Raw genomic sequence first — 25,887 nt, forward strand, 5'->3', positions numbered from 1 at the left:
CTGCGCGTCAGTACAGAATATCCGCCACCGCGCCGATAAGGTTCAGCACTTTGCGCGTATCGGGGTCGATTCTGTAGACGTAGTCGCCCGCGCGAACGTAGTTGCCGCCACGTTTCAGGCCATAGCGGTACGGATCGTCGATCCAGACATAGTCGCGATCAATCCGGTCTCCGACCTTGTACCAGTTCTTGGCCTGACCGGGCGGGACGCAGGGCACGGCCTTCTTGGCTAACCCGGGCGGGCAATTGGCAACGGATTTTGCGCCCTTCTGCGGGGCCACACGTTCGACCGAGAACGTGTCCTTGGTCTTTCCTTTGCCTTTGCTGTTGTCAGCCAGTGTCGCGACCGGGGTCAGTGACAGGCCGGCAAGCAGTGCAATATGCATAAGTGTCTTCATGGGCGGTTCCCCTCGGTTCGTCGCGCCGTCATGCCGCGTTTCCCGATATTTTGGAATGACCGCCCGAAGTGCAAGCCCTGGGCGGCGAAATGCCGCCCAAGCTCAGCTGCGGCCGCGCTTTTCGAACCGGGGCAGCATGGCCGAGAAATCCATTCCCTTGCCGTCTTCGGCTTCGACGAACTGTTCGTACAGCGCAGTGGCGATCTGGCCCATCGGCGTGTCGGCGTCGGCGCTTTCGGCGGCCTGCTGGCTGAGCCGCAGGTCCTTGAGCATCAGCTCGGCAGCGAAACCGGGCTTGTAGCCGTTGTCCGCAGGTGACTGCGGCCCGACACCGGGGGCGGGGCAATAGGCGTTCATGCTCCAGCTGTAGCCCGACGAGGTGCTGACCACGTCGAACATCTTCTGCCGGTCCAGACCGAGCTTGTCGGCCAAGGCAAAGGCCTCGCAAGTGGCGATCATGGTGACACCCAGGATCATGTTGTTGCAGATCTTGGCGGCCTGACCGGCGCCCGCCGCGCCGCAATGCACCGCCTTCTGGCCCATGATGTCGAACAGCGGGGCCGCCTTGGCAAAGGCCGTGTCCGAGCCGCCGGCCATGAAGGTCAGCGTGCCCGCGGCCGCGCCACCGATTCCGCCCGAAACCGGCGCGTCCACGGCCAGAAGCCCGGCCTGTTCGGCCTGCTCCGCTACGGCGCGGGCGCTGTCCACATCGACGGTCGAACAGTCGATGAACACCGCGCCTTTCTCCATGTGCGGAATGATCTGATCGGCCACCGCGCGCAGAATGTCGCCATTGGGCAGCATGGTGATGACCGCCTCGGCGCCACGGACCGCATCAGTGGCCGTTTCGGCCTTGGTCACGCCCTCGACCGACACGCCCGCGGTGTCGAACCCGGTCACGTCGTGACCGGTCTTGGCCAGATTGGCCGCCATCGGCGCGCCCATGTTGCCCAGGCCAATGAATCCGATCTTCATGTTTCACTCCTCCTCGAATGTCAGCGTGTCCGCGCCCAGCGGCATCAGCATCCGTGATACCGCCGTGGCCGGCACGTTCATGTCCGCAAACTGCCATTTCGGGTTGCGGTCCTTGTCGATGATCTGCGCCCGGATGCCCTCGAGAAAATCGCCGTGCTCCATCGATCGGAAGGTAAAGCGGTATTCCAGCTCCAGCGCCTTGCGCATGGTCAGGGCGGGGCCGCGCAGGCGGTGCAGCATCTCGATCGTGCAGGCCATGGACAGCGGCGAATTGCGGCCCATCGCCTCAAGCGCTCCGCGGGTGAATTCGGTGTCGCCATTGCGCAGGTCGGTCAGCACGTCGCCCAGGGTTTCCCCACCGAAGAAACGGTCGATGTCGTCCTGCGGCAAGGTGCGGTCCGGGGCAGGGGCGGCGTGTTCGGCCAGCAGGTCGGCTTGGCCCGAGGCCTCGAGCATCTCGATCATATCGGGCCATTGCTCCTGCGGGATGAAGTGGTCGGCGAACCCGGCATAGATCGCGTCGCCCGGACCCATGCGCGCGCCGGTGACGCCCAGATATTCGCCCAGCCGCCCCGGCGCCAGCGCCAGCAGCAGCGACCCACCCACATCCGGCACCAGCCCGATCGAACATTCGGGCATCGCGATCTTCGAGCTTTCGCCGACGATCCGGTGCGTCCCGTGACAGCCGATGCCCACGCCGCCGCCCATGGTAAAGCCCTGCAGGAAGCTGACCACCGGCTTGGGATACTCGAAGATCATCGCGTTCAGGCGGTATTCATCGCGCCAGAACTTCTGCCCATAGGCATAGTCGCCCTTGGTGCCCGTTGCGTACAACTCGACGATGTCTCCGCCCGCGCAAAAGGCCTTTTCGCCCTCGGCATCAAGGATGACCAGATCGACCTCGTCATCCTCGCGCCAGTTACGCAGGGCGGTGTCGATGGCCATGCACATCTCATAGCTCAGCGCATTCACGGCCTTGGGCCGGGTCAGGGTGATCCGGCCGGCGCGGCCCGTGGTGCGAATGTCGATATCGGACATGAAAACCTCAGCGATGGGCGAGCAGTTGGCGGGCGACGATCACGCGCATTATCTCGTTCGTGCCTTCCAGAATTTGATGCACCCGCAGATCGCGCACAAGCTTTTCGATGCCGTAATCGGCCAGATAGCCGTAGCCGCCGTGCAGCTGCAGGCACTGATCGACCACTTTCGATCCGGTCTCGGTCACGAATTTTTTGGCCATCGCGCAGAATTTGGTGGCGTCGGGCGCGCCCTGATCCAGCTTCCATGCCGCCTGACGCAGGAAGGTGCGGGCCGCTTGCAGTTCAATCTCCATGTCCGCAAGCCGGAACTGCAGGGCCTGGAACTGATCGATTGTCTGACCGAAGGCCTTGCGTTCGGACATGTATTGCAGCGTCATGTCCAGCCCCGCCTGCGCCGCGCCCAGCGAGCATGAGGCGATGTTCAGGCGCCCGCCGTCCAGGCCCATCATCGCGTATTTGAACCCGTCGCCCTCGGTCCCGACAAGGTTCTCGGCCGGGATCTTGCAGTCGTCGAACTGGACCTGCGCGGTGGGCTGGCTTTTCCAGCCCATCTTCTGTTCCAGCGCCCCAAAGCTGAGGCCTGGTGTGCCGTCCTCGACATAGACGGTCGAGATCCCTTTGGGGCCGTCGCCGCCTGTGCGGACCATGCAGACATAGGCATCGGAATAGCCGCCGCCCGAGATGAAGGCCTTGGTTCCGTTCAGTGTATAGCCTTCGTTGGTGCGTTCGGCCCGCGTCTTGAGCGCCGCCGCGTCCGAGCCCGAGCCCGGTTCGGTCAGACAATAGCTGAGCACCGTGTTCAGGCTGAGAACGTCGGGCATGATGCGCGATTTCAGTTCATCGCTGGCAAAGCTGTCCAGCATCTTGGCGCACATGTTGTGGATCGACAAAAAGGCCGCGACCGAGGGGCAGGCCATCGACAGCGCCTCGAACACCAGCGTGGCGTCCAGACGGGTCAAGCCCGAGCCGCCGCTGTCCTCGGACACGTACAGCCCGCCGAAGCCCAGCTCGCCGACCTTGGGCCACAGATCCTTGGGGATGGTGCCCTCGGCCTCCCACTGGCGGGCGAAAGGTGCGATCTGTTCTTGCCCGAACCCGTAGGCCATATCGAAAATGGCCGTCTGTTCCTCTGTCAGCGTGAAATCCATGGCCGGTCTCCCCCTTGTGGCGACGTGAATTGAACGACTGTTTATTTATTGCGCAACCCTTACAGAAATTTTTCACGCGGAGCAAACCCCGTGATGCACATGCGCCGGATTTGGGCGATTGCCAAAAGGCGGTTATGCTGAGCCATTCGTTTTAGTGATTGATCGGAGTTGTGGATGTCGAATTACAAGATGGCCGTGGTTGCGATACACGGAATGGGCAGCCAGTCGGTCGGACCGAACCAGCCGTCCTCGGTGCCGACGTTTTCGAGCGACTTGCACGACCGGGTGGGGCGGCAGTTGGGCCAGGACATGAGCAAGGTTGCCTGGCACGAGGTGATCTGGGCGCAAATCCTGCAGGGCCGGCAGATGGACTATCTGAACAGCATAAGCCCCTATACGGGCTATGACCGAACGCGCCGTTTCGTTGTGTGTAACCTGTCTGACGCGGCATCCTATCGCCCGACCCCCGACGGCAGCGACAAAACCTATGCCGCGATCCATGAACGAGTTGCGCAGGTGATACGCATCGTCCGGTTTCAGATCGGCGAGCGCGCGCCCATCCTGATCGTCGCTCATTCCTTGGGTGGGCACATTATGTCGAACTACATCTATGACCTTCAGCGCCATCTGCGCCACGGTGGATTGCCGCAGCATGGCGTTCCGGTGGAGGACATGCAGACAGTAGTCGGGATGGTCACGTTTGGCTGCAACATCCCGATCTTTCTGTTCGCCTATCCCGAACAGGACATCACGCCGATCCAACGCCCCAACCAGGAATTGCCACTGACCCTGCAATTCCATAACTGGTGGCAGAACTATTATGACAAGCACGACGTTCTTGGCTTTCCCCTCGGACCGATCGCGCCCAGCTATGGGCGGCTTGTCGGGACGGGTGAGATCACCGATCAGGCTATTCGGGTCGGGAATATCTTCACCGGATGGAATCCGTTTTCGCACAATGGGTATTGGAAAGCCCGCAGCCTGTACGAGCCCGTGGCCGACCGGATCAGGCAGATCCTGAATGCGGTATGAGCGTCACAGATCTGCGTGGAATTCGTCAATCAGGTGCCGGACCACGGCCTGGCCCGGATCGTCGCCATTGGCCAGTGCTTCGGCGTGAACGCGACGCTGTCGCGTAGCTGAGGTACCGCTCTCGGCGATCTGACGCAAACGGGCCAACTCGGCCATGGTGCCCAATGCTTCGGCATCTTCGGCCAGCATACCCATCAACTCGCCCATCAGGTCGGGCATCGGTTTGATCGAGCGGTCTCCGAAGTCGATCAGACCTTCGCCCACGCCGTAGCGCTGCGCGCGCCAACGGTTTTCGCCGATCAGGAACCGATCATATTGCCGCCAGCGCAGGTTGCGGTCTTTCAGACGGCAGAGCATTCGGGTCAGTGCCTGCACCATGGCCGCCAGCGACAGCGCGTGTTCCATGCGAGGCTGCACATCCATGATCCGCGTCTCGAGCGTCGGATAGCTGTGCGACGGTCGAAGGTCCCACCAGATTTTCGAGGTATCCTCGATTACGCCCAATTCGACCAGGACACCGGTGGTGCGCTCGTATTCGGACCAGCTGCCAAAAACAGGGGGCAGGCCGGTGCGGGGCAGGTTGTCGAACACCGTCAGGCGATACGAGGACAACCCGGTATCCTGTCCGTTCCAGAATGGTGATGAGGTTGAAAGCGCCAGGAGGTGGGGCAGAAAATAACACAGTTGCGGCAGGACATCGGCGCGCTGCGCGGGATCGTCCACGCCGACATGCACATGCATCCCGCAGATCAGCATGCGCCGGGCGACACCCCCCAGCGCGTGTTGCAGGTTGTCATACCGCTCTTTTCGCGTGTGGTGCTGGTCTTTCCAATCCGCAAACGGGTGGCAGGATACAGCGATGGGCGACAGGTTGTGCTCGGCGGCGCGCTTGGCGACACAGGACCGCAGCCGCCTGAGGTCCTCACGTGCGGATTTGACCGTCGTATGCGGGCGGGTTCCAACCTCGATCTGGCATTGCAGGAATTCCGGGCTGACCTGACCCTCAAAATCCGCCTGGCAGGCCTGCATCAATGCCTCGGGCGCCTGCGCCAGTTGCAAGCTGTCGCGATCGACAAGCAGGTATTCCTCTTCGATGCCGATCGTGAAATCCTGCTGCATGTGCGGGCCTCCCGTTCCCTTTTGGGATCAGTGAATACGGAATCCGCTCTTTTGCCAAGGCTTTGGCGCCATCGACCTTGCGCTGACCCGTGCGCCAACGGTAAGCACCGCAGAAGCCAGACAGATAATCGGAGCCGTGTGTCGTGAAACCCAGGAAATTCCCGAAGCTCAATGCATTTTTGGACAGGTTCGGCACACGGTTGATCGACAAGGCACCCGAGCGGGATGAGCGGGCACGGCTTGAAGCATTCGAGCGGGCAGGCGGCCTGACCCGACCGGCCTATGCCCTGTCACCCGGGATGGAAGGGTTCGATATTGCCGAACTGGTCGCCGAGTATACGGTCCATGCCGAAGCACTGGCTGCCTTGAAAGATCCTGAGCGGAACCAGACCGGCTACCGGATCGGCAACGGGTACTACGACAGTCCGGACGCCGACGCTCTGTACTTGATGATCCGGCGGTTCAAGCCGAAACGCGTCGTCGAGGTCGGATGTGGAAACTCCACCCGAGTGACCCGGCAAGCCATTCTAGACGGCGGCTTGGAAACGCGGATCACGGCGATCGACCCGTATCCGCGCGCAGACATCGCGCATGTTGTTGATCAATTCGAACAGAAACGACTGGAAGAAGTCGACGCATCCGTGTTCGATCAGCTCGAGGCCGGAGACGTTCTGTTCATCGACTCGAGCCATGTCGTGCGCATGAGCAATGACGTAGCGCATCTGTTCTGCCGCATCATTCCGAACCTGAAACCGGGCGTCGTGATCCATGTCCACGATGTTTTTTTGCCCTATGAATACCCCAAGCGGTTTTTCTATGACTGCCCGGGTTGGGGCGAGCAGTACATGCTGCACGCGTTGCTGCAATCTGGTTCGTTTTCAATGCTTTGGCCCGGCTACTACCTTCAGCAGGCGCGTCCCGATGCCGTCGAAGCCTTGCCCTTTCTGACAGAAGGCCGAGCGCAGAGTATCTGGGTTCAGAAGCGGTAAAGCAGATTTTTTCGTGATCCGCTTTTTGAAAGCGCGCGTACCCCTTTCCATATCACGCTGGAGAGGAGACTAAACATGTTCCGTCGTACATTCATGGGTGCCGCAGCCGCTGTCGCACTCGCACTGCCGATGAAAGCCCAAGCCGCAGACATCGTGGACACCGCAGTTTCGGCCGGGTCGTTCAACACGCTGGTTGCCGCTGTTCAGGCCGCCGGTCTGGTGGACACGCTGAAGGGCAAAGGCCCCTTCACGGTGTTCGCGCCCACCGATGAAGCGTTCGCCGCTCTGCCCGAGGGCACTGTCGAGACGCTGCTGATGCCCGAAAACAAGGATCAGTTGGTCGCCATCCTGACCTATCACGTTGTGCCAGCTAAAGTGATGTCGGGTGACATCGCTGGTAAGCGGGCCAAGGTTCTGACCGTTCAGGGCGAACGTCTGAGCGTCAATGCCAAGAACGGCGTCAAGGTCGACGGAGCGAATGTCGTTCAGGCCGACATCGAGGCAAGCAACGGCGTCATCCACGTCGTCGACACTGTTCTGATCCCCGAGTAATCAAGCCACTCGCCACAAAATCAAAGCCCCGGTCGCTCGGCCGGGGCTTTGTCGTTTCAAAGCAGTCTGACTTTTGTTCCGATCTGGACCAGAGGATACAGTTCCTCGACATGCTGGTTGTACAACCCGATGCACCCGGATGAACTTTGGCGTCCGATCTTGCGGGTGTCATGTGTGCCATGCACCAGGTAAGCCGGCCAGGACAGGTACATGGCGCGGGTGCCAAGTGGGTTGCCCGGATCTCCACCTTCCATGCGGATCGGCAGGTTGGGATCGCGCTCGCGCATCGATGCGGTCGGCGTCCAGCTGGGATTTTCCGCTTTGCGCACGACTTCGGTGTAGCCGCGTTTGGTCAGCTCTTCGCTCATGGGAACCGAGCTGGGGTACAGTTTGTAGGTACCGTCAGGACCCCAGTAATGCACCGCCCGGCTGGTTATGTCAGCCAGCAAGCAGCCCACGCCCAGTTCATCGAAGTGATCCTGCCAGTCCTGCTTGGAAAAGGACGATACGTTGCGGCGAACGGGAAGCTGAGTGCTGATCGCCTCCTCGCTTTGAGGGAAGGCGTCCTGGCTCTGCGCCCGCAACAAGGTCGGCGACGCCAATACGGATGCTACCCCCAAAAGGGCCGAGCGGCGGGAAATTCTGGTTGTCACGATGGCCTCCTGGCGACTGACTGCTCGAATTTTCGGCCAATTTATGCCGGGCAGAGAGGTGAAGCCAGAGGTCGGTGCTGAAATTCTCGTGAACGCAGTCCGGCTTGCGCAGTTTTTTGCCAAGCAGAAGGTGCACAAGGTGACGGTTGGCGAATTGGGTTTGCCTGCGGACAAAAAGGCCGCCCCAATTTAGGGCAGCCTTTGTTCTTAAAATCAGTTTGTCAATCCATCGCTTTGAAGTTGAACTCGCCACCTTCTTTGATGCCCGACGGCCAGCGCGACGTAACGGTCTTGGTGCGGGTGTAGAACTTGAAGCTGTCGGGGCCGTGCTGGTTCAGGTCTCCGAACATGGATTTCTTCCAGCCGCCGAAGGTGTGATAGGCCAGCGGCACCGGGATCGGGACGTTGATACCAACCATGCCAATATTGACCCGGCTGGCGAAATCACGGGCTGTGTCGCCGTCGCGGGTGAAGATCGCGGTGCCGTTGCCGTATTCATGGTCCATCGCCAGCTTCAGCGCCTCTTCGTAAGATCCGGCGCGGACGGTGGACAGAACGGGGCCGAAGATCTCCTGCTTGTAGATATCCATGTCGGGGGTGACATGGTCGAACAGGTGGGGGCCGACAAAGAAACCGTCTTCATAGCCCTGCAGTTTGAAATCGCGGTTGTCGACCACCAGCTTCGCGCCCTGTTCCACGCCCGAGTTAATCAGGCCCAAGATGCGTTCCTTGGCGGCGGCGGTCACGACTGGCCCCATGTCGACGTCGTCGCCGGCGGTATAGGGACCGACTTTAAGCTTCTCGATGCGCGGCACCAGCTTCTCGATCAGCGCGTCAGCGGTTTCCTCGCCCACCGGAACGGCCACCGAAACGGCCATGCAGCGTTCACCGGCGGCGCCGAAACCGGCGCCCACCAGTGCGTCGGCGGCCTGATCCAGATCGGCGTCGGGCATGACGATCATGTGGTTCTTGGCCCCGCCAAAACACTGGGCGCGTTTGCCGTTCGCCGTGGCGCGCGAATAGATGTACTGCGCGATGGGGGTCGAGCCGACGAAGGACACACCCTGAATGATCTCGCTGTCCAGCAGGGTGTCCACGGCTTCCTTGTCGCCGTTGACGACTTGGAACACACCTTTGGGCAGACCGGCCTCGACGAACAGTTCGGCCAGCATCAGCGGTACCGATGGGTCACGTTCCGAGGGCTTCAGCAACACCGCGTTGCCGCAGGCCAGTGCAGGGCCGACATGCCACAAGGGCATCATGGCCGGGAAGTTGAACGGCATGATGGCGGCGACAACGCCCAGCGGCTGGCGCATGGAATACATGTCGATGCCGGGGCCGGCGCTGTCGGTGAATTCACCCTTCAGCATCTGCGGGGCGCCGATGCAGTATTCGATCACCTCGAGCCCGCGCTGCAGGTCGCCTTTGGCGTCGGGCAGGGTCTTGCCGTGCTCGCGGCTCAGCGCTTCGGCCAGCTTTTCCATGTCGCGATGCATCAGGTGGACCATCTGCATCATCACGCGGGCGCGCTTTTGCGGGTTGGTCGCGCCCCATGCGGGCTGGGCTGCAGCGGCGTGTTCGATTGCTGCCGTCGTCTCGGCAGCGCTGGCCATCGGGCATTTGTACTGAACCTCGCCCGTGGCGGGGTTGTAGACGTCGTCAAATCGACCGGATGTCCCGGGCGTGTATTCGCCGTTGATGAAATGGGTCAGGTCTTGCATCGCAAACTCCTCCGCTGAATTTGCGCGCAGCATAGGCTTGCATAAATCTCATGAACAGAGGCAATATCCCAAAAGAGTTTTGCAAAAATGCAGGGGTGGGGATGGATCCGAACTGGGATGACATGCGCGTATTCCTGGCGGTTGCGCGCGAGGAAAGCCTGTCTTCGGCCGGGCGGTTATTAAAGATCGACCCGGCGACAGTGGGGCGGCGGGTTTCCCGGTTGGAAGCAGCACTGAAAGCGCCGCTTTTCACGAAGTCACCGCAGGGCTACGTACTGACCTCCGCCGGAGAGCGACTGTTCGAGCACGCTCAAGGCGCTGAGGAGGCGATGCGCGCAGCGGCTGGCGCGATGGAAGGCGCGACCAAGTCGCTGAGTGGTCAAATCCGGATTGGTGCTCCGGACGGAAGCGCCAACTATCTGCTGCCACAAGTCTGCGCCAAAATCAGCGACTCGAATCCCGACCTGGACATACAGATCCTGGCCTTGCCGCGGATCATCAACCTGTCGCGCCGCGAGGCGGATATGGCTATCACCGTCAGCGCCCCAACGGCCGGCAAGCTGCTGGTGCAAAAGATCAGCGACTACAAGCTGCATATGGTGGCAACAGCCGACTATCTTTCGCGGCATGTTCCCATTCGCTCGGTCGGTGACCTGAAGGGCCACCGCATGATCGGTTATATCCCGGACATGATCTTCGACCGCGAGCTCGATTACCTCAACGATCTGGGTATTGATCGTGTCCCACTTGCATCGAACTCGGTCTCGGTGCAGTTGCGGCAAGCTTCGCTGGGTACCGGGGTATGTATCGCGCATGACTTCACGTTGCCATTCCATCCTCAGCTGAAAAAAATTCTGACGGATCAAGTCAGTCTGACGCGCAGCTTTCACCTGGTTCGCCATCAGGGTGATCAACGCAACGAACGGTTGAACCGATTTGCAGAAGCGCTCAGCCGGGGAATTCGCGACGAAGTTGCGCGGCTGGAAGCCGAAGCCCAAGCTTGACAGGTTGATCTAATCGGGCAACGCTTTGGAAAACGGGAAAATTATTTCGGAGGTATTGCCCATGCTTGTACAGGCCATTCTGAAGTCCAAGTCGACAGACGGGGTTGTGACGGTGGCGCCTTCGATGACCGTGTCCGACGCGGCAAAGATTCTGGCCGATAAGCGCATTGGTACGGTGATCGTATCTGAGGACGATGGCGAAACCGCAGCCGGCATCCTCTCGGAACGCGATATCGTGCGGGAATTGGCCGCCAGTGGCAGCGGGTGCCTGACACAGCCGGTAAGCGCCTACATGACCAAGAAACTGGTGACCGCGACTCAACAGGACAAGGTGCAGGACGTACTCGCTCGTATGACCGAAGGTCGGTTCCGCCACATGCCGATTGTCGAAGATGGCAAACTGATTGGGATCGTCACTCTTGGCGACGTCGTAAAAGCGCAATTGTCCGAACTGGCCATGGAAAAAGATGCCCTGCAGGGCATGATCATGGGGCACTAGCCCCATTTGACGACATTGCGGCCTCTTGCAGCTGCGGAAAACTTGTGTTTGCTTGCGCAGAAATTTTCTTGCTCAGGAGGGCGCGATGCGGGTTGGATTATATCCGGGAACCTTTGACCCCATCACCATGGGTCATATCGATATCATCCGCCGGGCAGCCATGCTGGTCGACAAGCTGGTGATCGGCGTCGCGATCAACCGCGACAAGGGTCCGCTGTTCTCGCTCGAAGAGCGGGTGGCCATGATCGAGGCGGAATGCGCCTACCTGACCGAACAGACCGGCACCGAAATTGTTGCGCATCCGTTCGAAAACCTGCTGATAGACTGCGCCCGGGACGTAGGGGCGCAGATCATCGTACGCGGCCTGCGTGCTGTTGCCGATTTCGAATATGAATTTCAGATGGTTGGGATGAACCGGGCGCTCGACGATTCGATCGAGACCGTGTTCCTGATGGCCGAAGCCCGACACCAGGCGATCGCCTCGAAACTGGTCAAGGAAATCGCCCGGCTGGGCGGGGACGTGTCGAAATTCGTCACGCCCCAGGTCAATATCGCGCTGAAAGAGCGGTTAGGCTAGGGCGCCCATCGCGGCAGCGGTGTCCAGCATCCGGTTCGAGAAACCCCACTCGTTGTCATACCAGGCCAGAACACGGACCAGCGTGCCGTCGGTCACCTTGGTTTCGGCCAGCGACACGGTCGAGCTGTGGGAATCGTGGTTGAAATCGATCGAGATCAACGGGCGGGTTTCCGCGGCCAGAACGGTCGGGATCTTGGCCGCGGCCTCGGTGAACAGGGCGTTGACCTCGTCTTCGGTGGTGGGGTGCGATACCTCGACCACCAAGTCGACGACCGAGACATTCGGGGTGGGAACCCGGATCGCCTGACCGGTCAGTTTGCCCTGCAGTTGCGGCAGAACCAGCCCCACGGCCGAGGCCGCACCGGTGGTGGTCGGGATCATCGATAGGGCCGCCGCGCGCGACAGGTACGGGTCTTTGCCGGCGGTGTCATGCACCGGTTGGCTGGCGGTATAGGCGTGCACCGTGGTCATATTGCCGTGCACGATACCCAGGCCCGCATCCAGCGCGGCAGCGACCGGCGACAGGCAGTTGGTGGTGCAGGATGCGTTGGAAACCACGGTGTCGGCGGCGGTCAGATCGTGGTCGTTCACGCCGAACACCACGGTTTTAACCTCGCCATCCCCGCGCGCCGGCGCCGAGATCAGAACCTTTTTCGCGCCGTTCTTGAAATGGCGAGATGCAGCTTCGCGCGTGCGGAACACGCCGGTGCATTCCAGAACCACGTCGACGTCCGACCAATCAAGCGCCTCGGGGTCGCGCTCGCTGGTCAACCGGATCGGGCCGGCGCCTACGTTCAGCCCGGCCTCGCTCAGGGTGACCGGTTTGGCGTAGCGGCCATGCACGCTGTCGAACTCGAACAGATGCGCATTCATTTCCGGCTTGGCGAGGTCGTTGATCGCGACGATCTGCACATCCGTACGACCGCTTTCCATCAGGCCGCGCAGGACACCGCGCCCGATCCGTCCAAATCCGTTGATAGCAAGTTTGAGTGTCATGTCGCGCTCCGTCTAAATGGCCGCTAAGCCGCGATTGAAATCAGTTAGCGCTAACAAAGGCAGTCAGGCGAAAATGTCAAGCAAAACCTCTGTCAGCGCCAGAACGCGACCCAGTCTAGAAAGTCGTAGAACTTCTTGCCGAGGAACAGGAGATGCTCGGTTCCAAACAGCGCGAAATCCAGCATCAGACCGCCAAGGATGAGAACTCCCAGCCAGATCGCGATTTGGTTTGTCATTGCTGCTCCGAACAAAAAAGCCCGCCCAGATAACCTGAGCGGGCGACGCGGTTCAAGCGGTCTTGATGAGATCAGTTAAGCCGTCCCATGGCGACGGCTACATCGGCCATGCGCACCGAGAAGCCCCATTCGTTGTCGTACCAGGCCAGCACGCGGACCATGCGGCCGTCCACGACGCGGGTCTGGTCGGGCGCGAAGATCGAGCTTTCTTCGGTGTGGTTGAAATCGGTCGACACCAGGGGGGCGGGTTCATAGCCCAGAACGCGCTGCATCGGCCCCTTGGCGGCCTCGGCGACGATGGCGTTGACCTCGCCGACGGTGACCTCGCGCGCGGCGCGGAAGGTCAGGTCGACGGCCGACACGTTCGGCGTGGGCACGCGAATGGCCGAGCCGTCCAGACGCCCCTTGAGGTTCGGCAGAACCTCGCCCAGCGCCTTGGCAGCGCCGGTGCTTGTGGGGATCATAGACATGGCGGCGGCGCGGGCGCGGTACAGGTCGCCGTGGCGGCGGTCCAGCGTGGGCTGGTCGCCGGTATAGGCGTGGATCGTGGTCATGATGCCGTTTTCAATGCCGATGCCTTCGTCCAGAACCTTGGCAAGCGGGGCAAGGCAATTCGTGGTGCACGAGCCATTCGACACCATCCTGTCGTTGGCGGTCAGGCTGTTGTGGTTGACGCCGAACACGATCGTCTTGTCGACGTTCTTGCCCGGAGCCGACAGCAGAACCTTTTGCGCGCCACGTTCAAGGTGTGTTTTGGCCTTCAGCCCGTCGTTGAACTTGCCGGTGCATTCCAAAACAACGTCACAGCCTTCCCAGTCCAGCTCGTTCATGTCGTAGGTCGAGAACATCTGCATAGGCCCGCGACCCAGGTCCATCGTGTTGCCGCTGATCGAGACATCGCGTGGAAAGCGGCCGTGGATGCTGTCGTATTTCAGCAGATGCGCCGAGGTTTCAAGCGGCCCGGTGGCGTTGACCTTGATCACTTCGATGTCGTTGCGGCCTGACGCGGCAATGTGCGACAGGGTACAGCGGCCGATGCGGCCAAAACCATTGATGCCGACCTTGATGGTCATGTGACGTCTCCAAATCCGCTTGTGTTCCGGGCGATATAGCGATGATCGGTCCATCTAAAAAGATAGAAAATACCATATTTGCAATGTGTTAGCGCAAACTTTGCGTGGTTGCGCTAACGCTTGCGCTAGCTGTCGGATCGGTTAGGGTCCAAAGTGCGACGGATGAACGGAAAGGATGCGGCATGAGCGGTTTGCTGGCCCTGTTGGACGATGTGGCGGGAATCGCCAAAGTGGCGGCGGCCTCGGTCGACGATGTTGCGGCGGCGGCCGGCAAGGCGGGGGCCAAGACAGCGGGCGTGATCATCGACGACGCGGCCGTCACGCCGAAATACGTCCAAGGGTTTGCTCCGGCACGCGAGTTGCCGATCATCTGGCGCATCGCGCGCGGGTCGATGTTCAACAAGGTCATTCTGCTGCTGCCGGTGGCGCTGTTGCTGGCGAATTTCGCGCCGTGGCTAATAACGCCCTTGCTGATGATCGGTGGGTCATACCTGTGCTTCGAGGGCGCCGAGAAGATTTTTCACGTGCTGTTTCCGCATGGAAGCCACGTGATCGAAGAAGACATGAACGTCCGTGATCCGGGTCATCTGGAGGAGCAGAAGATCAAGGGCGCGATCAAGACCGACTTCATCCTGTCGGCCGAGATCATGACCATCGCTCTTTCTGCCATCGAGGCGCCGAATGTCTGGATGCAGGCGGCGACGCTGGCGGTTGTGGGGATCGGTGTCACGGTTGCCGTCTATGGCTCGGTCGCGTTGATCGTAAAAATGGACGATGTCGGTCTTTATCTGGCAAAGAACGCGCCGACACCGATTGGCCGCGGGCTGGGTCGCGGGCTGGTCAAGGCGATGCCAAAGGTCATGAAGACACTGTCGGTCGTGGGCACGGCGGCGATGCTGTGGGTTGGCGGCTCGATCATGATCCATGGACTCGAGGTGCTGGGCTTTGGCTGGCTCGGCCACCACATCCACGATTGGGCTTATGCGGCCGGTCATGCCGTGTCCGATCAATGGGCTGGCGCGGTGGAGTGGATCAGCAAGGCTGCGATGGACGGCGTGTTCGGGCTGGCCTGGGGGTTCGTTCTGATCCCGTTGGCGACCAAGGTCATCGCACCGCTGTGGCCCAAAAAGGTAGAGCAGACAGCCGACCATTGAGGTCCAAAAGAAAAGGGCGGCACGATGGCCGCCCTTTGATTGCTCGGATCGGCTGGATCAGCCCAGCAATTCCTTGACCTTGGCAACCGTCGCCTCGGCGGTGATGCCGAAATGCTTGTACAGTTCGCCTGCGGGAGCGGACGCGCCAAAGCCCGACATGCCGATGAAACCGGCCTTGGCCTCGCGGCCACGCTCGCCCAGCAGCCAGCGGTCCCAGCCGCCGGCACGGACGGCGGCCTCAATGCCGACGCGGACGGGGCCGGGGGGCAGGACCTTCTTGCGATAGGCTTCGTCCTGCTCGGCGAACAGCTCCATGCAGGGCATCGAAACGACGCGTGTGCCGATCCCTTCGGCCTCGAGTATCGCCTTGGCCTCCATGGCCAGCGACACCTCGGACCCGGTCGCGATCAGGATCGCCTGACGCTTGCCCTCGGCCTCGGCCAGAACATAGGCGCCCTGGGCGGTCAGGTTCTTGGTCTTGTGCTGGGTGCGCACGGTCGGCACGCCCTGGCGGGTCAGCGACAGAACCGAGGGGCTGTCCTTGAAGGTCAGCGCCAGTTCCCAGGCCTCGGCGGTTTCGACGGTGTCGGCAGGGCGGAACACATAGGTATTCGGCGTTGCGCGCGAGATCGCCAGATGCTCGACCGGCTGGTGCGTCGGGCCGTCTTCGCCCAGACCGATCGAGTCATGGGTCATCACGAAAACGCTGGGGATCTTCATCAGCGCGGCCAAACGCATCGACGGGCGCGCATAGTCGGTGAAGGCCATGAAAGTGCCGCCATAGGGGCGGATGCCACCATGCAGCGCCATGCCGTTCATCGCCGCGGCCATGCCGTGTTCACGGATGCCGTAGTGGATATAGCGGCCCTTGCGGTTTTCAGGAAGGAATACGCCCATATCGGCTGATTTGGTGTTGTTCGACCCGGTCAGGTCCGCCGAACCGCCGACCGTCTCGGTCATGATCGGGTTTACGACGTTCAGCACCTTTTCCGACGAGGCGCGGGTGGCCAGCTTGGGTTGATCCTCGGAAACCTGCTTTTTGAAGGCACGGATGGCGCCGGCCAGCTTCTTCGGCGCCTCGAAAGCATAAGCGCGGTTGAACTCGGCCTGTTTGCGCTCGGACAGTTGGGCAAACCGCTCTTCCCACGCCTTCCGTTCCATTGCGCCACGCGCGCCGATTGCTTCCCACGCGGATTTCACCTCGGTCGGAATTTCGAACGGCCCGTGCGGCCAGCCATATGCATCCTTGGCGGCCTGCAGCTGTTCGGCATCCGTCAATGCGCCGTGACCTTTCGAGGTATCCTGCGCGGCATGACCCAGCGCGATATGGCTTTCGCAGGCGATCATGGTCGGTTTCTTCGACGCTTTTGCCTGCACAATCGCCGCATCGATGGCCTTGGGGTCGTGGCCGTCAATCTCGATCACATGCCAGCCCGAAGCGGCGAACCGGCGCACCTGATCAGTGCGGTCGGCAATGTCCACGGTCCCGTCGATGGTGATGTTGTTGTTGTCCCAGAACACGATCAGCTTGCTCAGCTCGTGCCGACCAGCCAGGGTGATGGCCTCCTGGCTGACACCTTCCATCAGGCAGCCGTCACCGGCGATCACATAGGTGTAGTGGTCGACAACCTTTTTGCCGTAATGGGCCCGCTGGATTTCTTCGGCCATCGCAAATCCGACGGCATTGGCAATTCCTTGCCCAAGAGGACCAGTGGTGGTTTCGACGCCATCAATCAGGAAGTTTTCCGGGTGGCCGGCGGTTTTCGCACCCAGTTGGCGGAAGTTCTTGATCTCGTCCAGAGTAACTGCGCTGTAGCCCGTCAGGTAGAGCAGGGAATAGATCAGCATCGAGCCATGGCCAGCCGACAGGATGAACCGGTCGCGGTCAGGCCAGTTTGGGGCCGAGGCGTCGAATTTCAGGTGTTTTTCAAACAACACGGTCGCGACATCGGCCATGCCCATCGGCATTCCGGAATGGCCGGAATTGGCGGCGGCGACAGCATCAAGGGTCAGGGTGCGAATGGCCGCAGCCTTCGCCCAGTGTTCAGGGTTGGCATTGCGCAGCGCAGTCAGGTCCACGGGTGTTGTTCCTTTGGATTACGGCAGATTGCGGGCTGAATACCATCCACCCCCCAAAGTGCAAGCGGAACCCGGCGCGGCGCATTGCCATCGCTTCAAGAGTGTTGCTCAAGCCTTTGAAAGCAAAGAGTGGGTATTTTGGCGAACATTCCGTTAGACTAAGCACCGGTACGAGCCGTATTGATTCGGCCATCGGAAAAACAGAACGAACCTTGGTAAAGAGGTGACAGGGGCAATGAGCCAGATCGAAGACTTACAGCGACGCATCATGGCCGCGATGGATCGGATTGGCACCGGGATCGAGGCGTTGCAATCGGCGGGTCCGGTCTCGGGCAGCGAAGATGGACAATTGCGCGCCGCTCTGGACGAGGAAAAGCTGGCCAATGCGCAATTGGAAGAGCGCCTGAAGTCTCTGAGGGAGCGGCATGATCAGGAAATCGACGCATTGCGCGCCCAGTTGGGCGAGTCCAATGCGAAACTGGCCACCGTCGAGGCCGCGCGTGCCGAACTGTCCGAAGCCAAGGCCGCGCTGGAAAACCAGGACGAAGTTTCAGCGCTGAAGGCCGAGATCTCCGAAATGCGGCGGCAGCTGGAGGATTCCGAGCGTATCTCCGAATTGAATGCCGAACTGGAAATGTTGCGGGCCGAACGCGCCAGCCACGGCGCCGCCATGTCGCGGCTGGATGACGACCTTCAGCGCTTGCGCAAGGCAAATGACCAATTGCGCGAAGCGGTCGACGAGTTGCGCAAGGCTGCTGAGGACGGCGTTCCCGATGCCGAGCTTCTGAACAAGGCAACCGTGGCCGAGCTGGAGGCCACCCGGGCCGCCCGCGCCACCGACGCGGCCGAGGCTCACGCGGTTCTGGCGCGGCTCGAGCCATTGCTGACCCATGCCAACCTGGCCGAAGGAGAGGTAGAGTAATGCCCGAGGTTACCATTCATATTGGCGGGCGCGGATTTGAGGTTTCCTGCCAGGACGGCGAGGAACCGTTTCTGCACGCAGCCGCGAAGATGCTGGATGATGAGGCCCAGGTGATGGCCGACCAGATTGGCCGTATGCCCGAGTCGCGGATGCTGTTGATGGCGGGGCTTATGCTGGCCGACAAAGCGGCGGCCACCGAGGATCGCATCAAGACACTCGAGGCGAAGCTGGCCGAAGTTGAAGGCGAATTGGAGCGTATGCGCAGTGCGCCCGCGCCAGAACCAGAACGGATCGAAGTGGCCGTTGTCCCGCCCTCGGTTACCGACACACTTGCAGAGATGGCGGCACGAGCCGAGGCGCTGGCCTCGGTGATCGAAGAGAAGAACGCGAGATGACACATTTGCGGAGTTTGTGCCTGGCGGCGTTGGTCGGGGCGGTCTCGGGCCCGGCATTGGCACAGATTGACATCCTATCTGTGACCTTCACCTGCGAAAATGGCGTTGAGCTGCCCGTGACATACTTCAACCCCTCCGACGGTGAAGGGGCTGCGGCGATGATCGTCGATGGTCAGTTGATTGCGTTGCGCCAAGTCCAGAGCGGCTCGGGTATCCGTTACGAGTCGGTGAACGGGCAGGGGACGTATACCCTGCGGTCGAAAGGCTGGAACGCGATGGTCAGTTTCGCGGCGGCCGGAGCCACCGACGAAACCGATATTTTGAAAGACTGTGTCAGCCGCTGAGCGGCTGATCAGGCGTTTGCCTCGCGGATTTTGTCGGCGGCTTCCTTGTTGTAGGCGACACCGTTTTCATCGAACAGCGTGTCCAGCTCTCCTGACAGGGTCATTTCCGTGATGATATCACAACCACCCACAAATTCGCCTTTGACGTAGAGTTGAGGCACGGTCGGCCAGTCCGAATAGTCCTTGATGCCCTGGCGGATTTCCTCGTCCGCCAGTACGTTCACGTCGGTGTATTCGACACCCATATAGTTCAGAACACCGGCCACCCGAGATGAAAATCCGCACTGCGGCATTTCTTTGGTGCCTTTCATGTACAGCACCACATCGTTGCTTTTGACGGTCTCGTCGATCTGGGTCTTAACGTCGGTCATTTCGCGTTTCCTTGTTTGCGTTCGTCCGTCTGTCGGGCGGTCATTTCGATCGGCGGCTGCGCCACCAGTTTCTTGGTTCAGTACGCTGGTTCATCGCATGAACCTCGTCGATTACATTGACTTTTGTCACGCCGTCGGCTTCCCACGGTCTGCGTTTCAAAGCGTTGGGGTCGGGGCGTATATCCGACAATCATCTTGTTCTGTTCCGTTTCAGATAGGCTTCGAGCAGAGCCTCGGCAACTACCAGCCCGCCGACACATATCCCGATCCAAACAACCCAACCGATCATGTCACGTGACCGAATTGTCGGATGCCATCGGAATGCACAAGGCAGCGCGTGCCATCACCAGAGTGAGCATGGCACTGGCCGCCGTCAGCCTCATCACTCGGGTACTTTCGTGGTCAACGCCAGCGCGTGCAGCTCGCCATCCGGGCCGTCCATCTTGCCCTTCAGCGCCGCATAGACCGCGCGCTGCTGCTGGACCCTGTTCTTCCCGCGAAAGCTTTCGTCCACGACCATAGCGGACATGTGTACGCCATCGGTGCCGCCGACCTGGATTTCCGCATTCGGAAAGGCTTCGCGCAGCAGATGTTCGATTTCGTGGGCGCTCATTGGCATTTAAGATACTCCTGAAGGTCTTTTCAAAGATGTAGAGCGATGCCGAAGCCCGCGCAAGGGTGCGCAGCGCCCTTGGAAAAGTCAGATCCCGCGCTGATCGAACAGCGCAGGATCCGAGCATGGTTCAGCGTCGTCGTGCTCAGGCGACAGCTTCGGCAAAACTGCTGCGATACATCGCTGAGAGTTCACTCAGAGGAGTTTCGGACGCTCCGATCCGCACGGTTTCTCCGGTAAAGCGCCCGACCGAAACCAGCGGCACGCCCGCCTGGCCCGCCGCAATCATCAGCGCTTCGGCCTGATCGAAGTTGCAGGCCACCAGGTAACGGCCCTGATCCTCACCGAACAGGAACTCGGTCGGGGCGTCATCAAGATGCACACCCACGCCCGCGGCTTCGGCCAGTTCGAAGGCAGCCAGTGCAATGCCGCCATCGCTCAGGTCAGTACAGGCCTTGATCATCTCGCGATTGGCCCGGATGAAGTCGCCGTTGCGCTTTTCAGCATCCAGATCCACATGCGGGGCGTCGCCTTCTTCGCGGTTGAAGACCTCGGCCAGCAGGGCGGATTGGCCCAGATGTCCTTTGGTTTCACCGATCACCAGCGCAACATGCCCTTCGCGAACCTCGGTGCCGATGATTTCGTCGGCGTGCTGCAAAAGGCCGACGGCACCGATGGTCGGTGTGGGCAGGATCGCCTGACCGTCGGTTTCGTTGTAGAGCGACACGTTGCCCGAGACGATCGGCATATCCAGCGCGGCCACGGCGGCGCCGATGCCTTGGATGGCACCGACGAACTGGCCCATGATCTCGGGCTTTTCGGGGTTGCCGAAATTCAGGTTGTCGGTTGTGGCCAGCGGCTTGGCACCCACGGCGGTCAGGTTGCGATAGGCTTCGGCCACGGCTTGCTTGCCGCCTTCCTCGGGGTTGGCGCGCACGTATCGCGGGGTCACGTCCGAAGTGAAGGCCAGCACCTTGTCGGTGCCATGTACGCGCACCATGCCTGCACCAACACCGGGCGTACGCGCCGTGTCAGCCATCACCATGGTGTCGTATTGCTCATAGACCCAGTGCTTGCTTGCGTAGTTGGGCGACGAGATCAGCGCACGCAGCCCGTCGATCGGGTCGACCTGCGGTACCTCGCCCAGGTCTTCGGCCGCCGGGGTGGGGACCCAGGGGCGGTCGTATTCCGGTGCCGTTGACGCCAGTTTCGACAGCGGCAGGTCGGCCTTGATTTCGCCGTTGTGCATGATCAGGAACCGGTCTTCGGCGATGGTCTCACCGACGATGGCGAAATCCAGATCCCATTTCTCGAACACGGCGCGGGCTTCGGCCTCGAGCTCGGGCTTCAGCACCATCAGCATGCGTTCCTGGGACTCGGACAGCATCATCTCGTAGGCGGTCATGTTCTCTTCGCGCTGGGGCACGTTTTCCAGGTCCAGCCGGACACCCAGCCCGCCCTTGTCGCCCATCTCGACGGCCGAGCAGGTCAGGCCTGCCGCGCCCATGTCCTGAATCGAGATCACGGCGCCGGTCTGCATCAGCTCCAGCGTCGCCTCCATCAGGCGTTTTTCGGTGAAGGGGTCACCGACCTGCACGGTTGGGCGCTTTTCTTCGATCGTGTCGTCGAATTCCGCCGAGGCCATGGTGGCACCGCCCACGCCGTCGCGGCCGGTCTTGGCGCCCAGATAGACAACGGGCATGCTCACGCCCGACGCGGCCGAGTAGAAGATCTTGTCGGCATCGGCCAGCCCGGCGGCAAAGGCGTTCACGAGGCAGTTGCCATTGTAGGCCGGGTGGAACCGAACTTCACCGCCCACGGTCGGCACGCCGAAACAGTTGCCGTAGCCACCGATGCCTTCGACCACGCCGTTGACCAACTGGCGGGTCTTGGGGTGGTCGGGTTCGCCGAACGATAGCGCGTTCATTGCCGCGATGGGGCGCGCACCCATGGTGAACACGTCGCGCAGAATGCCGCCCACGCCGGTTGCCGCGCCTTGATAGGGTTCGATGTACGAGGGGTGGTTGTGGCTTTCCATCTTGAAGACCACGGCCTGCCCGTCGCCGATATCGACCACGCCGGCGTTTTCACCCGGGCCGCAGATCACCTGAGTGCCCGAGGTGGGCAGAGTGCGCAGCCATTTCTTCGAGGATTTGTAGGAGCAGTGCTCGTTCCACATGGCCGAGAAGATGCCGAGCTCGGTAAAGGTCGGCTCGCGCCCGATAATCTCGAGGATCATGTCGTATTCTTCGGGTTTCAACCCGTGTGCGGCAATCAGATCCGGTGTGATGGCGGGCTCTTGCATCGTGTGTCCTGTTTCCAAGGTGGCCGGGATTGCGGGCCTTTTAGGGCAACCGGGCGATTTGGGAAAGGGTCAAGAGCGCGCAGCGAACAGGAACCCGCTATTTGCTGGAAAAATGCAGCGATCTGCGACCGGGAAATGCAGGTCGCACCACCGGAAGGACGGGGACAGCAGCGCGCGCGTCACTGTCCCGCCGCCGTTATTGAGGCGGCTCTTCCTTCTTGTTCACCGCGTCGGCCGCGGCCGCGCCGATCGCCGCTTTCTGTTGTTCGCTCAGGTTTTCGGCCTCTTCCAACCCGGGGATGGCAACGCGTACCTCGCGGCGGGCAAAGTCGATCCCGTTCTCCTTGAAGGCGGCCTTGACCCGGTTGAAGATCTCCTTGCGCAGGGTGAACTGCTTGCCGGGCTTGGCCATGAACTTGCCGCGGATGATCATGCCGACATCGTCAAAGTCGAACACGCCCTGCGATTTGAACGGCTGCAGGAAGCCATCCTTGTGGAGCGGGTCCTCCATCATCTCGGCGCCGATCTTCTTGAAGATCTTCTTGACCTTGTTCGGATCGGTGTCGAAGGGCACGGTGAATTTCAGCTTCATGATGACCCAGTCGCGGCTGTAGTTGGTCAGCTTCTGGATCTCGCCATAGGGAATGGTGTGCACCGGGCCGCGATGGTGGCGCAGTTGCATCGAGCGGATCGAGATCTTTTCCACCGTGCCGGTGGTGCCACCCACATCGACATATTCACCCACTCGGAAAGCATCGTCGATCAGGAAGAAAATCCCGCCCACGATGTCCGAAACCAGTTTCTGAGCACCAAAGCCGATAGCCAGACCCAGGATACCGGCACCAGCCAGAAGCGGCGTGATGTCCAGGCCCAGCGCGCCCAGCGCCAGTAGGGCAAAGATGACCGCGATGGCCACCTGCGCGGTCACGCGCAGCAACGGTAGAACCGTGGCAAGGCGCGAGCCGCCGGCACCGCCGCCTTCGCCGGCTTCCTCATCGGGGCTCTGCTCCGAAGCGGTCTGCTCTTTGGCAAGCCGGCGGTTGATCCAGAGCGAGACCACCTCGTTCAGGATGTAGCCGATTGCGATGATGATGAAGAACTGAACCAGTTTGCTACCGGTTTCCGAGTCCCCGCCCGCAATATCCTGCAGGTCCAGATTCCAGGCATCCGCAATCATCAGAATGACCAGAATGCCGGCCAGAACGCGTCCGATGCGGATGTAGCTGCGTTTGGTCGATTTGTAGGCACGTTCCGCGATCGGACCATCGCCCATCATCGGAGGCAGCAGGTGCCGGGTCAGCCCTCGGATCAGCGTGTCGAGCGCCGGTGCGATCAGCAGCCAGAACATCGTGACGAAATGCGCGCCTTCGGCCAGAAGGGCAAACACGGCCGGATTACGCTGTGCGGCGAGAAACTCGACCAAAAGCCAGGTACCCGCCGACACGGCGATCGCAAAATACGGGTAGTAGCGGGCGACTTCTTCGTCGAAATGCGTACGATCCGGATCGGAACCACGCATCATGTCGGTCAGACCGTTGCGGGCCGTCCAGGCGATGACGCCGACATAGATGTGGATGGCGGTGTTCAGCCAGAAACCAAGGCGCGATTCACCCGGCATCACGCCATTCATCGCATTGAAATCCAGGATGAACAGGGTGAACCCGATCAGCAGGAACAGGCCGATCAGGTTCCGATGCAGGTATTTAGCCCATTTGTCATTCACGTTGACAAGTCGCAGGTTGCTCTGCTTCGGGGCCAGAATGAAGCGGGAAATCGCGGCTCCCAGGCGGGGGAACCAGATCAGGAAGAATACGAAGGGTGCCGCTTGGGCAATTTGCTGTTCGTCAAGCAATCGACGCCCGACGAAAACCAGCGTGTAATAAAAGACAAGCAGCCCCAGAAACTCGACGCAGAAGCGCTTGAACAGAAAGACTACGGCGCCTTTTAGGTTGGTCGAGGCATCCCCATCGACGACTTTGATCCAACGGCGGGTCCAAAGGCCAACCGCCGTTTCTGCGGCATACCCGATTGCAAGCGCCAGGAAGGTGAACCCGAACAGGGTTGCCAGACCGCTTGCGCCAAACTTGTTTCCGAAATTGCTGAAGGCTTCGACCTGCGCCGAAACCAGCAGCGGAACCTTGCGGATGACATCCAGCCAAGACGCAGCCATGTCGCCCGCCGAGGATGAAATCGTTTGCAGCAGCCCCTTACGGGATGTCTGCGTTTCGGCCTGTTTCGCCGCGACCGCATCAAGCCGTTCCAGCAAAATGGCCCGGACTTGATCGTCAGACATTCTCGCCACCAGATCGTCGACCTGTTCGGGGGTCAGATCTTCGGGGATGGTCACATGGCTGGTGGTGGGTTCGCTGGTGCTCTGGGCCATGCTTGGCCGGGCCAGGAACGTGACGGATACCAACGCCATCAAAAACAGGCGGAGTAGGCTGGTCATAAACTTTGTCCTCGAACACGAAATATTATGGTTTTTCGCGATCATAGGCCCGTTGGCAAAATAATTCCAAACGATTTGGCACCGCGCACCGGGGTGCAGGCAAAAAAAAGGCCGAGCACTAAGCTCGGCCGTAGTCCAACAGGGAGGTATGAAGATGATGAGCGTTTCAGCATCATCGCCTTCGAGTGCTCATTTAAGGATCACTCTGTGAACGATCAAGGTTTTTTGGGCGCATTGAGGGCATGTCCGCTATGCCGCGAGTGCATAGCTACAGTTTTCCCAGATGTTTCAGCTGCTTGCGATGCGCAATGATTTCATCCTGAACAAAATCTCGGAACGCTGCGACCCGTTTTGAGTGCCTCAGTTCTTCAGGATAGGCCAAATATACCGGCACATTCGCCGTCTCGATGTCGGAGAGGATCGGGACCAGGTCAGGGAAATCCTCGGTCACGTAGTCGGGCAGGACGCCAATTCCGAGGTCATTGAGGACACCCTGCAGAACACCAAAGTAGTTGTTCACCGTCAGCAGTGAGCTGGGTTCGTAGGTCATAAGGTGACTGACCATCGACGCGCCAACGCCAACCTGGGGTGCGGCGGGGGTCTGACAGATCAGGCGGTGTTTCGAAATATCCTCCAGCGTCTGGGGCGCGCCACCGTGCGAATCCAGATAGTTCTTGGTCGCGTACAACATCATTCGAACGGTCATCAGACGCTTGCGGACAAGATCGGCCTGACTGGGTTCCTTCATCCGGATAGCGACATCCGCTTCGCGCATCGGAAGATCCAGCACGCGTTCTTCGAGCATCAGGTCGATATTCAGGTCCGGATACTGCTCATACAGCTTGGGCAGGCGTGGCGCCAGCCACAGGGTCCCGAAGCCAAAAGTCGTGGTGACCCGCAGGACTCCAAAGACCTCATCCTCGCTGTCGCGGATTCGCGCCGCAGCAGCGTCCAGACGCTTGGACATGGCCGTTGTTGCATCGAACAGAAGCTCGCCCTGTTCCGTTAGAATCAGACCGCGGGCGTGGCGATGGAACAGTGTGGCACCCAGCGATTCCTCAAGTGCGCGAACCTGACGGCTGACGGCGGATTGGGACAGATTCAGCTTGTCTCCGGCATGCGTCAGGCTGCCGGCGTCAGCTACCGCGTGAAATATTCTGAGCTTGTCCCAATTCATCGTCGCAACTTTCGTTATCCTTTGGCAGCCCTATATGAAAGAGGTAACAAATTCCATATTCAAACGG

The 25,887-nt window shown here is 60.6% G+C and carries 27 protein-coding genes; 11 read left to right on the forward strand and 16 right to left on the reverse strand.

What is annotated here, in order from left to right; all coding sequences use genetic code 11:
- Nucleotides 1-7: 7 nt before the first annotated feature.
- From K3752_RS07610 to K3752_RS07625, 4 genes are all read right to left on the reverse strand, one after another.
- Nucleotides 8-397: a hypothetical protein gene (locus K3752_RS07610; RefSeq protein ID WP_170371138.1), complete on the reverse strand. Its 390-nt coding sequence runs from the start codon at nt 395-397 to the stop codon at nt 8-10.
- 102 nt (nt 398-499) lie between these two features.
- Nucleotides 500-1,372 (reverse strand): 3-hydroxyisobutyrate dehydrogenase, encoded by an 873-nt coding sequence (gene mmsB, locus K3752_RS07615; RefSeq protein ID WP_260065954.1) that lies wholly within the window; start codon nt 1,370-1,372, stop codon nt 500-502.
- A gap of 3 nt (nt 1,373-1,375) precedes the next feature.
- The gene (locus K3752_RS07620) at nt 1,376-2,410 is read right to left on the reverse strand and encodes an enoyl-CoA hydratase/isomerase family protein (RefSeq protein ID WP_260065956.1); all 1,035 of its coding nucleotides are present in this window, start codon (nt 2,408-2,410) and stop codon (nt 1,376-1,378) included.
- 7 nt (nt 2,411-2,417) lie between these two features.
- Nucleotides 2,418-3,560: an acyl-CoA dehydrogenase family protein gene (locus K3752_RS07625; RefSeq protein WP_260065957.1), complete on the reverse strand. Its 1,143-nt coding sequence runs from the start codon at nt 3,558-3,560 to the stop codon at nt 2,418-2,420.
- A 174-nt stretch (nt 3,561-3,734) separates the two neighbouring features.
- On the opposite strand from K3752_RS07625, the gene K3752_RS07630 reads away from it, so the two are divergent.
- Nucleotides 3,735-4,592 (forward strand): hypothetical protein, encoded by an 858-nt coding sequence (locus tag K3752_RS07630; protein WP_260065959.1) that lies wholly within the window; start codon nt 3,735-3,737, stop codon nt 4,590-4,592.
- A 3-nt stretch (nt 4,593-4,595) separates the two neighbouring features.
- Here the strand turns inward: K3752_RS07630 and K3752_RS07635 are convergent, their stop codons facing one another.
- Nucleotides 4,596-5,711 carry a carboxylate-amine ligase gene (locus K3752_RS07635; protein WP_260065961.1) on the reverse strand — a complete coding sequence of 372 codons (1,116 nt, stop codon included), beginning with the start codon at nt 5,709-5,711 and terminating at the stop codon, nt 4,596-4,598.
- A 143-nt stretch (nt 5,712-5,854) separates the two neighbouring features.
- Here K3752_RS07635 and K3752_RS07640 point away from each other — a divergent pair, with 143 nt between their 5' ends.
- Complete coding sequence (locus K3752_RS07640; RefSeq protein ID WP_260065963.1) at nt 5,855-6,700, forward strand: class I SAM-dependent methyltransferase; 846 nt, start codon at nt 5,855-5,857, stop codon at nt 6,698-6,700.
- 75 nt (nt 6,701-6,775) lie between these two features.
- Nucleotides 6,776-7,252 (forward strand): fasciclin domain-containing protein, encoded by a 477-nt coding sequence (locus tag K3752_RS07645; RefSeq protein WP_170339366.1) that lies wholly within the window; start codon nt 6,776-6,778, stop codon nt 7,250-7,252.
- A gap of 56 nt (nt 7,253-7,308) precedes the next feature.
- On the opposite strand, the gene K3752_RS07650 is transcribed toward K3752_RS07645, so the two are convergent.
- Nucleotides 7,309-7,905, reverse strand: a complete 597-nt coding sequence (locus tag K3752_RS07650; protein ID WP_409233613.1) for a L,D-transpeptidase — start codon at nt 7,903-7,905, stop codon at nt 7,309-7,311.
- 1 nt (nt 7,906) lies between these two features.
- On the opposite strand from K3752_RS07650, the gene K3752_RS07655 reads away from it, so the two are divergent.
- Nucleotides 7,907-8,098: a hypothetical protein gene (locus K3752_RS07655; protein ID WP_260066362.1), complete on the forward strand. Its 192-nt coding sequence runs from the start codon at nt 7,907-7,909 to the stop codon at nt 8,096-8,098.
- Between the two features lie 28 nt (nt 8,099-8,126).
- Here the strand turns inward: K3752_RS07655 and K3752_RS07660 are convergent, their stop codons facing one another.
- A complete protein-coding gene (locus K3752_RS07660; RefSeq protein ID WP_260065965.1) occupies nt 8,127-9,626 on the reverse strand; it encodes a CoA-acylating methylmalonate-semialdehyde dehydrogenase in 1,500 nt (499 codons plus the stop codon).
- Between the two features lie 101 nt (nt 9,627-9,727).
- Here K3752_RS07660 and K3752_RS07665 point away from each other — a divergent pair, with 101 nt between their 5' ends.
- The 3 genes from K3752_RS07665 (at nt 9,728) to coaD (ending at nt 11,706) form a co-directional block, all read left to right on the forward strand.
- Nucleotides 9,728-10,630: a LysR family transcriptional regulator gene (locus K3752_RS07665; RefSeq protein ID WP_260066273.1), complete on the forward strand. Its 903-nt coding sequence runs from the start codon at nt 9,728-9,730 to the stop codon at nt 10,628-10,630.
- A 61-nt stretch (nt 10,631-10,691) separates the two neighbouring features.
- The gene (locus K3752_RS07670) at nt 10,692-11,129 is read left to right on the forward strand and encodes a CBS domain-containing protein (protein ID WP_093961953.1); all 438 of its coding nucleotides are present in this window, start codon (nt 10,692-10,694) and stop codon (nt 11,127-11,129) included.
- Between the two features lie 85 nt (nt 11,130-11,214).
- Nucleotides 11,215-11,706, forward strand: a complete 492-nt coding sequence (coaD, locus tag K3752_RS07675; RefSeq protein WP_093961954.1) for a pantetheine-phosphate adenylyltransferase — start codon at nt 11,215-11,217, stop codon at nt 11,704-11,706.
- Here coaD and gap (K3752_RS07680) read toward each other — a convergent pair.
- The 3 genes from gap (K3752_RS07680) to gap (K3752_RS07690) all read right to left on the reverse strand — a co-directional run bounded on the left by gap (K3752_RS07680) (nt 11,698) and on the right by gap (K3752_RS07690) (nt 14,011).
- Nucleotides 11,698-12,702: a type I glyceraldehyde-3-phosphate dehydrogenase gene (gene gap, locus K3752_RS07680; RefSeq protein WP_260065969.1), complete on the reverse strand. Its 1,005-nt coding sequence runs from the start codon at nt 12,700-12,702 to the stop codon at nt 11,698-11,700. The two genes, coaD and gap (K3752_RS07680), sit on opposite strands and share 9 nt — an antisense overlap.
- A 92-nt stretch (nt 12,703-12,794) precedes the next feature.
- A complete protein-coding gene (locus tag K3752_RS07685) occupies nt 12,795-12,938 on the reverse strand; it encodes a hypothetical protein (RefSeq protein WP_170338780.1) in 144 nt (47 codons plus the stop codon).
- A 71-nt stretch (nt 12,939-13,009) separates the two neighbouring features.
- Complete coding sequence (gap, locus tag K3752_RS07690) at nt 13,010-14,011, reverse strand: type I glyceraldehyde-3-phosphate dehydrogenase (RefSeq protein ID WP_260065972.1); 1,002 nt, start codon at nt 14,009-14,011, stop codon at nt 13,010-13,012.
- 182 nt (nt 14,012-14,193) lie between these two features.
- Between gap (K3752_RS07690) and K3752_RS07695 the strand changes: the two genes are divergently transcribed.
- Nucleotides 14,194-15,165 carry a DUF808 domain-containing protein gene (locus tag K3752_RS07695; protein WP_260065974.1) on the forward strand — a complete coding sequence of 324 codons (972 nt, stop codon included), beginning with the start codon at nt 14,194-14,196 and terminating at the stop codon, nt 15,163-15,165.
- A gap of 57 nt (nt 15,166-15,222) precedes the next feature.
- Here the strand turns inward: K3752_RS07695 and tkt are convergent, their stop codons facing one another.
- Nucleotides 15,223-17,244 (reverse strand): transketolase, encoded by a 2,022-nt coding sequence (tkt, locus tag K3752_RS07700; RefSeq protein ID WP_260065976.1) that lies wholly within the window; start codon nt 17,242-17,244, stop codon nt 15,223-15,225.
- Nucleotides 17,245-17,479: 235 nt separating this feature from the next.
- Between tkt and K3752_RS07705 the strand changes: the two genes are divergently transcribed.
- Genes K3752_RS07705 through K3752_RS07715 form a run of 3 tightly spaced genes read left to right on the forward strand, consistent with a single transcriptional unit; the run spans nt 17,480 to nt 18,905 of the window.
- A complete protein-coding gene (locus tag K3752_RS07705; RefSeq protein ID WP_260065977.1) occupies nt 17,480-18,166 on the forward strand; it encodes a hypothetical protein in 687 nt (228 codons plus the stop codon).
- Nucleotides 18,166-18,561, forward strand: a complete 396-nt coding sequence (locus K3752_RS07710) for a cell division protein ZapA (RefSeq protein ID WP_170339348.1) — start codon at nt 18,166-18,168, stop codon at nt 18,559-18,561. The genes K3752_RS07705 and K3752_RS07710 overlap by 1 nt, the downstream gene beginning before the upstream one ends.
- A complete protein-coding gene (locus K3752_RS07715) occupies nt 18,558-18,905 on the forward strand; it encodes an MliC family protein (protein WP_170371133.1) in 348 nt (115 codons plus the stop codon). Before K3752_RS07710 ends, K3752_RS07715 begins: the two co-directional genes overlap by 4 nt.
- A gap of 8 nt (nt 18,906-18,913) precedes the next feature.
- On the opposite strand, the gene grxD is transcribed toward K3752_RS07715, so the two are convergent.
- From grxD to K3752_RS07740, 5 genes are all read right to left on the reverse strand, one after another.
- On the reverse strand, nt 18,914-19,276 hold the full coding sequence (grxD, locus tag K3752_RS07720; RefSeq protein ID WP_170338767.1) for a Grx4 family monothiol glutaredoxin: 363 nt from the start codon (nt 19,274-19,276) through the stop codon (nt 18,914-18,916).
- 382 nt (nt 19,277-19,658) lie between these two features.
- Nucleotides 19,659-19,895, reverse strand: coding sequence for a BolA/IbaG family iron-sulfur metabolism protein (locus tag K3752_RS07725; RefSeq protein ID WP_093961963.1), 237 nt, complete (start codon nt 19,893-19,895; stop codon nt 19,659-19,661).
- 139 nt (nt 19,896-20,034) lie between these two features.
- Entirely contained in the window at nt 20,035-22,194 is a 2,160-nt protein-coding gene (purL, locus tag K3752_RS07730; protein ID WP_260065981.1) for a phosphoribosylformylglycinamidine synthase subunit PurL, read from the reverse strand.
- Between the two features lie 196 nt (nt 22,195-22,390).
- Nucleotides 22,391-24,643: a mechanosensitive ion channel family protein gene (locus tag K3752_RS07735; protein WP_170523884.1), complete on the reverse strand. Its 2,253-nt coding sequence runs from the start codon at nt 24,641-24,643 to the stop codon at nt 22,391-22,393.
- A gap of 268 nt (nt 24,644-24,911) precedes the next feature.
- A complete protein-coding gene (locus K3752_RS07740; protein WP_170432817.1) occupies nt 24,912-25,820 on the reverse strand; it encodes a LysR family transcriptional regulator in 909 nt (302 codons plus the stop codon).
- Nucleotides 25,821-25,887 lie beyond the last annotated feature (67 nt).

This window comes from Ruegeria sp. B32, assembly GCF_025141855.1.
Taxonomy (GTDB): Bacteria; Pseudomonadota; Alphaproteobacteria; order Rhodobacterales; family Rhodobacteraceae; genus Ruegeria; species Ruegeria arenilitoris.